This is a genomic window from Streptomyces sp. NPDC044003, from assembly GCF_056435185.1.
The window spans coordinates 549,832-557,795 of sequence record NZ_JBWKFA010000006.1; the positions used below are offsets into that span (position 1 = coordinate 549,832).

Here is a 7,964-nt window from a genome sequence, read left to right on the forward strand (position 1 = left end):
CAGGCGCTCACCAGGACGCCGGATCGCGCGCGTCCACCGCGAACACGGAGCCGTCCGGCGCCGTCCCGAACACCCGGTCCCCGGCGACGACGGGCGCGGGGACCAGGGGCGCGTACCCGAGGCGGCCGTTCTGCATCCGCGGCCTGGTCTGGCCGATCATCGCCCCGCGCGCGGCGTCGACGGCGAGCAGTCGGCCGTCCTGCACGGAGAAGTACAGCCGGTCGCCCGGTCCGAGGACCGGCGCGGAGACATTGCCCGCGGCCGTCTCCAGCTCCCACAGCACCCGGCCCTTCGGCGCGGCGGTGTCGAAGGCGGTGAGATGTCCGACCGCGTCGAGCAGATGGACGACGGCGCCGCTCACGGCGATGCCCCGCAGGTCCATCCGGTAGGGCAGGGAGAGCCTGCGGACGGCGCTGTCGTCGCCGCCCGGTCCCAGGAGGACGAGGGCGTCGACCAGCGTCGCGTCCGCGCCGTAGAGCGCCCCGAGGACCAGCGTGCCGTCCCCTGTGCGGCCCAGCGGGGCGAGGTTGCCGTCCAGGTTCCACTGCCGGACCACCTCGCCGGTGGCGGGCCGGACCGCGCCGACCCGGGTGTGCGCCGCGTCCCCCGAGGCCTCGGAGACCGTGAGCAGCCCGGAGGGCGCGTCGTACGGTCCGGGGCGCGGCACCCCGAAGCCGGTCAGGCCGTGCCGCCACAGCTCCTTGCCGCTCCGGGCGTCGACCGCCCGGATGCCGCCGGCGCCGTCGGAGAGGACGACGGCGGAGCCGGCCGGCCGGTACGCCTCGGGGAGCTCCGTCCCGGCGGTCCAGCCGGGGGCGCCGTCCCCGGCCGCGTACGCCTGCAGGGGAGCCGTCGGAGCGGCGGCCCCGACCAGGCCGTCCGCGAGGAGTACGGGGGCGTCCTGGGGCCCCTGTTCGACGGGCGCCGTCCGCGACCAGAGGACCTGCCCGGTCACCGGGTCGAGCCGGGCCATGCCGACGCCCCGGGCCGCGCAGTACAGCGCGCCCGCGTCGTGGGTGCAGGCGGGCGCGGCCGCCTGCCCGTGCTTCTGGAGCGCGGTGTGCCAGCCGGCGAAGGCGGTGGCCACCTCCTCCGGGCGCGTGGGAGCCGCGGGCCCGTCGTGCGCCGGCCGGCTGAGCGCCGCGTACAGGCCCGCCGCGGTCAGTGCGAGCGCGGCGGCGACGGCGATCGTCGGGCGCGGCCGGATCCGCCCGCCGAAGCGCGGCCCGCGGCGGGAGGGGGCCGGTGCGGCGGCCCTTACGGGCGTGTCCGCGTCCCACGCGGGCGCGGGGCTGTCGCCCTCCGGCAGGGTGGGCCGTCGCCGCTGTGCCGGTATGAAGGCGTCGGCCGCGTACGAGGGAGGCAGCAGCGCCTGCATGATCTCGGCCGGGGTCGGCCGGTCGGCCGGCTGCTTGGCGAGGCAGCGGGCGACGAGCGGCGCCAGGTCCGTCGGCACCCCCGTCAGGTCCGGCTCGTCGTGGACGACCTGGTACGCCACGATGTACGGGCTGTCCGAGTCGAACGGGCCGTGCCCGGTGGCCGCGTGCACGAGCACGGAGCCCAGCGCGAAGACGTCCGCCGCCGGCCCGACCTCCTTCGGCCGCTGGAACTGCTCGGGCGCCATGAACGGCGGCGAGCCGATGAGCTTGCCCGTCTCCGTGTGCAGATCGCTGTCGACCGGCCGGGAGATCCCGAAGTCGATGACCTTCGGGCCGGTGTCGCTCAGCAGGACGTTGCTGGGCTTGAGGTCCCGGTGGACGACTCCGGCCCGGTGGATGTCCCGCAGCGCCTCCGCGAGTCCGGCGGTGAGCCGGCGCAGTTCGGCCGGGGACAGCGGGCCGTTCCGCTTCACCTGGTCGGCGAGGGTGGGGCCGGGCACGTAGAGGGTCGCCATCCAGGGGCGCACGGCATCGGGGTCGGCGTCCACGACCGGCGCGGTGAAGGCCCCGCTGACCCGGCGGGCGGCCGCGACCTCCTGGCGGAAACGCGCCCTGAACTCGGGGTCCTCCGCATACCGTGCGTGCACGACCTTGACCGCGAGCCGCAGCCCGGAGGCGGAGGCCGCGAGGTGCACGACGCCCATGCCGCCGGCCCCCAGACATGCCTGGAGGCGGTAGTCGCCCGCGTACTCGGGCTCCTCCGCAAACCGTTCGGCTCCGGTGCCGCGCAACGGTGGCATCGCCCACCCCCGTGTGAGTCCCCGTCACATCGCGCGCACGTGCGCGACGCACGGAGCCTAGTCCATGGTGCCCGCGATGTCGGTGGGGCTTGCTAGCCTGCGCGTCGCGGAGAGTGAAACTCGGCGGAGCGCTTTTGCGCCACCGTTCGTGCCACAGGGGGAGGACATCATGACCACACGCTACGAGGTCGCACCGGGCTACCGGGTCAACGTGCGCTCGGGACCGAGCACCAAGTACCCGATCGTCCGGGTGCTGTCGCTGGGCGCCACCGTCGCGATCTACTGCCAGAAGTACGGCGAGTGGATCAGCGGCCCGTACGGCACGACGAACATCTGGGACAACATAGCGCCGGGCGAGTACATCGCCGACGCGTACGTGCACACGGGCAGCGACGAGATGGTCGCACCGCGCTGCTCCTGACCTCGTCACCGTCGCCCCGGGGATAATCGACCCTGTGAGCGACGAAGAGCAGCCCCCCACCAGGACCGGCCCGCAGCCGGAGGAGATCCGCTTCTTCGGCACGACCTGGGTCGACCACAGCGGCCACTACGCGCTGCGCCGCGCCGGCCTTGCCGCCGGCGCGCTCGCCGCCGCCGTCGCGGCCTGCTTCGTGCTGCGCTTCGCCTACGAGGGCCTGCAGATCGCCGACGTCGGCGGCATCGTCAACACGCTGGTCGTCCTCATGTTCGCGATCTGCAGCGCCATCGCCTTCGCCAAGACCTGGGAGGGCTTCGTCCGCCGCCCGGCCGACCCGGCCCGCGAGGAGTCCCTCCGCAGCCTGAAGGCGATCGGCTTCATCGGCTCCCTCCTCGCCTACGCGGCCCGCTGCTTCGTGGAGGCCCCGGGCGAGAAACTGCACCGCACGGAACACGAGACGGCGGTGCAGCAGTACGAGAAGCGCCGCTCCTCCCGCACGGGCAACCCGTCCACCCGCAAGAAGCCGAAGCGCAAGTAAGACGCCCGGCTGGGCGGTGCCCCCACCCACCCCCCCCGTGTGGGCAATCGTCCCGCTGGGGCGGGACGGGTGGGCACACGGGGCGGCGCCCTTCAGCGGCGCCTCCGCGTTCCGCGCCCTGACCCGCACCACCAGCGCGGCGCCGTCAGCCTCGCCCAGGTCCTTGACGGCCGGCACCCCCATGCCCAATATTCATCACATGATGAATAATCCGGCGGGCGGGCCCGGAGACGCAGCCATCACCGCCCACCACCTCACCGTCGTCCGCGGCACCCGCACCGCCCTGCGGGACCTCGACTTCACCGTCCCGTCAGGCCGCGTCACCGGCCTCCTCGGCCCCTCCGGCTGCGGCAAGACCACCCTCATGCGCGCCATCGTCGGCACCCAGGCCAAGGTCGCCGGCACCCTCCAGGTCCTCGGCCGCCCCGCCGGCGACCCCACCCTCCGCTCCCGCATCGGCTACGTCACCCAGGACCCGTCCGTCTACGACGACCTCACCGTCCGCCAGAACCTCGACTACTTCGCCGCCGTCCTGCTCCCCGGCCGCGCCCACCGCCACGACCGCCGCACCGCCGTCGACCGGGCCATCGAGGACGTCGACCTCGCCGACCACACCGACTCCCTCGCCGGCCGGCTCTCCGGCGGCCAGCGCAGCCGCGTCTCCCTCGCCGTCGCCCTCCTCGGCACCCCGGAACTCCTCGTCCTCGACGAACCCACCGTCGGCCTCGACCCCGTCCTCCGCCGCGACCTGTGGAACCTCTTCCACCGCCTCGCCGCCGACCGGGGCACCACCCTCCTCGTCTCCTCCCACGTGATGGACGAGGCCGAGCGCTGCCACCGGCTGCTCCTCATGCGCGAGGGCGAGATCCTCGCCGAGGACACCCCCGACGACCTCCGCCGCCGCAACGACACGGCCACCGTCGAAGAGGCCTTCCTCCACCTCGTGGACGCGGCCGACACCCGAGCCGCCCGAGCCGCAGACGCCGCTCAAGCCGCAGACGCCGCCCAAGCCGCAGACGCCACCCGAGCCGCAGACGCCACCCCCCAGGAGCGACCGTGAACGCGAACCGCACCCTCGCCACCTCCGCCCGCGTCCTGCGCCAGCTGCGCCACGACCCGCGCTCGATCGCCCTGATGCTCCTCGTCCCCTGCCTGATGCTCTTCCTGCTCCGCTACGTCTTCGACGGCAGCCCGGGGACCTTCGACAGCATCGGCGCCTCGCTCCTCGGCATCTTCCCGCTCATCACGATGTTCCTGGTGACCTCCATCGCCACCCTCAGGGAACGCACCTCCGGCACCCTGGAACGCCTCCTCGCCATGCCCCTCGGCAAGGCCGACCTCATCGCCGGCTACGCCCTCGCCTTCGGGCTCGTCGCCGTCCTCCAGTCCCTCCTGGCCACCGGCCTCGCCCTCTGGTTCCTCGGCCTCGACGTCATCGGCTCCCCCTGGCTCCTCCTCCTGGTGGCCCTCCTCGACGCCCTCCTCGGCACCGCCCTCGGCCTCTTCGTCTCCGCGTTCGCCGCGTCCGAGTTCCAGGCCGTCCAGTTCATGCCGGCCGTGATCTTCCCCCAGCTCCTGCTCTGCGGCCTGTTCACCCCGCGCGACCGCATGGCCCCCGCCCTGGAGGCGATCTCGAACGTCCTCCCCATGTCGTACGCCGTCGACGGCATGAACCAGGTCCTCCACCACCCCGACGTCACCGGCGCCTTCGTCCGCGACGCCCTCGTCGTCGCGGGCTGCGCCGTCCTGGTCCTCGGCCTCGGCGCCGCCACCCTCCGCCGCCGCACCGCCTGACCGCCCCTCGGACACACCACGCACCCCGGGCCCCACCGGTGAAAGGATGTCGAAAAGGCCCCCTCCGGCGAGGTGAACAGACCCATGACCCAGACCGTCGCAGTCCTCGGCACCGGCAAGATCGGTGAAGCACTCCTCAGCGGCATGATCCGTGCCGGCTGGCGCCCCGCGAACCTCCTGGTCACCGCCCGCCGCGCCGAACGCGCCGAGGAACTCCGCACCCGCTACGGCGTCGAGACCGTCACCAACGCCGAGGCCGCCAAGCGCGCCGACACCCTCATCCTGGCCGTCAAGCCGCAGGACATGGGCCGCCTCCTCGACGAGCTCGCCCCGCACGTCACCGCCGACCGCCTGGTCATCAGCGCCGCGGCGGGCATCCCCACCTCCTTCATCGAGGAGCGCCTCACCGCCGGCACCCCCGTCGTCCGCGTCATGCCGAACACCCCCGTCCTCGTCGACGAGGGCATGTCCGTCATCTCGGCCGGCAGCCACGCCACCCCCGAGCACCTCGCCCACACCGAGGAGATCTTCGGAGGCGTCGGCAAGACCCTCCGCGTCCCCGAGTCCCAGCAGGACGCCGCCACCGCCCTCTCCGGCTCGGGACCCGCGTACTTCTACTTCCTCGTCGAGGCCATGACCGACGCCGGCATCCTCCTCGGCCTGCCCCGCGCCCAGGCCCACGACCTCATCGTCCAGGCCGCCATCGGCGCCGCCGTGATGCTCCGCGACAGCGGCGAGCACCCGGTCAAGCTCCGCGAGGCCGTCACCTCGCCGGCCGGCACCACCATCAGCGCCATCCGCGAGCTGGAGAACCACGGCGTACGGGCCGCCCTGATCGCCGCCCTGGAAGCGGCCCGCGACCGCAGCCGCGAGCTCGCCTCCGGCAACAGCTGAGTCACACGGCCCCGGCGGCCTTCAGCACGTCCTCCGTGCTCACGACCCGGGCGAACCGCCCACCGTGCAGCGACACAGCCGTCGCCCGGGTCAGCTCCTCGGCGCTCTGCGTCCACCCGAACGGCCCGGCCAGGTCGAAGGTGTGCATCGCGTCCAGCGGGAACAGCACGTCGTACCCGAGGTTCCCGCCCATCCGGGCGGTGGTCTCGTTGCACATGTTGGTCTGGATCCCCACGACGACGAACTGCTCGACGCCGGCCCCCTTCAGCCAGGCATCCAGATCGGGCTCCCCGTAGAACGCCGAGTTCACGGACTTCGTGACGAACAGCTCGGGACCGGCCCCCTTCCCCCGCCGCTCCTCCACGAAGTCCTTGAACTCGTTCCCCTCGGTCCCCGGCTCCAGCGGCGACCCCGCCCGCGGCGAGTCGTGCCGTACGAAGACGACCGGCCGCCCCGTCTCCTGCCAGGCGTCGATCAGAGCCGCGATGTTCGCCTCGGCCTCAGGATTGTTCCGGCGCCCCCAGAACTCCTGCTCGAAGCCCTTCTGCACGTCGATGACCACCAGCGCTGCGTTCTCGTTGATCTCCATGACAACGATCCTCCCGCCGCAGACCCCGGACTCCCAGGGGTACGAATGCCAGCGATCGATGCTTTACTGCCAGACGTGCCAAGGAAGCCCACGCCCCGCCCCCAGCGCATCGCCCTCGTCTCCTTCCCCGGAGTCCGGGCCTTCGACATCTCCGTCATCACCGAGGTCTGGGACAGCGACCGCACCCTCCGCGGCGTCCCGCCCTTCGAACTCCGCCGCACCGCCGCCGACCCGCACACCCCCATCCCCCTGCGCGGCGGCCTCACCCTCACCCCCGACCGCCCGCTCACCTGGCTCGACGACCTCACCCCCACCGACCTGGTCGTCGTCCCCGGCATCGAGGACCCCTACGCCGACCTCCCGGCCCCCGTCCTCGACGCCCTCCGCCGCGCCCACACCGCCGGCATCCCGGTCGCCTCGCTCTGCGCCGGCGCCTTCGTCCTCGCCCGCGCGGGCCTCCTCGACGGCCGCCGAGCCGTCACCCACTGGCACCTGGCGAGCACCCTGGCCGCCCTCCACCCGGCCGTCCAGGTCGAACCGGACGCCCTCTTCGTCGAGGACACCGGCATCTGGACCTCGGCCGGCACCGCCGCGGGCATCGACCTCTGCCTGCACCTCGTCCGCACCGCCCACGGCGCCGAAGCGGCCGCCACGGTCGCCCGCTCGATGGTCACCGCCCCCTTCCGTACGGGGACCCAGGCCCAGTTCATCGAACACCCCACGCCCCGCGCCGACCGGGACGCCGACGCACTCGCTGCCGTACGTGCCCACGCCCTGGCCCACCTCGCCGAACCCCACACGGTCGCGAGCCTGGCCGCGCACGCCGGGATGTCCCCCCGCTCCTTCGCCCGCCACTTCCACGCCACGACGGGCACCACCCCCCTCCACTGGCTCATCACCCAGCGCGTCGCGGCCGCCCAGAAGCTCCTCGAACGGACCGACCACCCCCTCCCCGAGGTGGCCCGCCGCGCGGGCTTCGGCAGCGAGGTCACGATGCGCCAGCACTTCGCCTCCCACCTGGGCACCAGCCCCCGCGACTACCGCCACGCCTTCCGTCACCCGGGCAGAGGAACGCCCGCGGACCAGGGTTGACACGGATCCCCCCGATCCGTAAGGTTCTCCGAGTTGTCCGACGTGAGCACCGACTCCGGTCGGCCCCGGACAGCCATTCCGCAAGATCCACTGAAGCTGACGATGCTTTGTCGCGCCGTCGTGCTTTCCGTGCGTTTTTGCGAAATGAGGAATCCGCGTTCGAAGGTTTGAGCGCAGGCCGCCCGATTAGCGTCGGGGGCAAGGAATCCGCTAAAGTCTCACTCGTCGGAACGGCCCAACAGCCGGAAAGACAAACCCCGCTGACTGGGAATCAGACGCCGAAAGGATCTGATAGAGTCGGAAACGCCGGAAGGGCCCGGAGCGAAAGCGAAAGGGACCGGAAAGCACCGAGGAAATCGGATCGAAAAGATCTGATAGAGTCGGAAACGAAGGAAGCGCCCGGAGGGCCTGGAAACAGGAACGAAGGAAGCGTCCGCACCTTGAGAACTCAACAGCGTGC

The 7,964-nt window shown here is 72.8% G+C and carries 8 protein-coding genes; 6 read left to right on the forward strand and 2 right to left on the reverse strand.

The window, feature by feature from the left end:
• Nucleotides 1–7: 7 nt before the first annotated feature.
• Nucleotides 8–2,179: a protein kinase domain-containing protein gene (locus AC07AW_RS26015; RefSeq protein WP_478817843.1), complete on the reverse strand. Its 2,172-nt coding sequence runs from the start codon at nt 2,177–2,179 to the stop codon at nt 8–10.
• Between the two features lie 76 nt (nt 2,180–2,255).
• Between AC07AW_RS26015 and AC07AW_RS26020 the strand changes: the two genes are divergently transcribed.
• The 5 genes from AC07AW_RS26020 (at nt 2,256) to proC (ending at nt 5,823) form a co-directional block, all read left to right on the forward strand.
• The gene (locus tag AC07AW_RS26020) at nt 2,256–2,600 is read left to right on the forward strand and encodes an SH3 domain-containing protein (RefSeq protein WP_478817868.1); all 345 of its coding nucleotides are present in this window, start codon (nt 2,256–2,258) and stop codon (nt 2,598–2,600) included.
• A gap of 34 nt (nt 2,601–2,634) precedes the next feature.
• The gene (locus tag AC07AW_RS26025; RefSeq protein ID WP_478817844.1) at nt 2,635–3,135 is read left to right on the forward strand and encodes a hypothetical protein; all 501 of its coding nucleotides are present in this window, start codon (nt 2,635–2,637) and stop codon (nt 3,133–3,135) included.
• Nucleotides 3,136–3,337: 202 nt separating this feature from the next.
• The gene (locus AC07AW_RS26030; protein WP_478817869.1) at nt 3,338–4,195 is read left to right on the forward strand and encodes an ABC transporter ATP-binding protein; all 858 of its coding nucleotides are present in this window, start codon (nt 3,338–3,340) and stop codon (nt 4,193–4,195) included.
• The gene (locus AC07AW_RS26035; protein ID WP_478817845.1) at nt 4,192–4,929 is read left to right on the forward strand and encodes an ABC transporter permease; all 738 of its coding nucleotides are present in this window, start codon (nt 4,192–4,194) and stop codon (nt 4,927–4,929) included. Before AC07AW_RS26030 ends, AC07AW_RS26035 begins: the two co-directional genes overlap by 4 nt.
• An 84-nt stretch (nt 4,930–5,013) precedes the next feature.
• On the forward strand, nt 5,014–5,823 hold the full coding sequence (gene proC, locus AC07AW_RS26040) for a pyrroline-5-carboxylate reductase (protein ID WP_478817846.1): 810 nt from the start codon (nt 5,014–5,016) through the stop codon (nt 5,821–5,823).
• A gap of 1 nt (nt 5,824) precedes the next feature.
• On the opposite strand, the gene AC07AW_RS26045 is transcribed toward proC, so the two are convergent.
• On the reverse strand, nt 5,825–6,412 hold the full coding sequence (locus AC07AW_RS26045; RefSeq protein ID WP_478817847.1) for a cysteine hydrolase family protein: 588 nt from the start codon (nt 6,410–6,412) through the stop codon (nt 5,825–5,827).
• A gap of 45 nt (nt 6,413–6,457) precedes the next feature.
• On the opposite strand from AC07AW_RS26045, the gene AC07AW_RS26050 reads away from it, so the two are divergent.
• Nucleotides 6,458–7,504: a GlxA family transcriptional regulator gene (locus AC07AW_RS26050; protein ID WP_478817848.1), complete on the forward strand. Its 1,047-nt coding sequence runs from the start codon at nt 6,458–6,460 to the stop codon at nt 7,502–7,504.
• Nucleotides 7,505–7,964 lie beyond the last annotated feature (460 nt).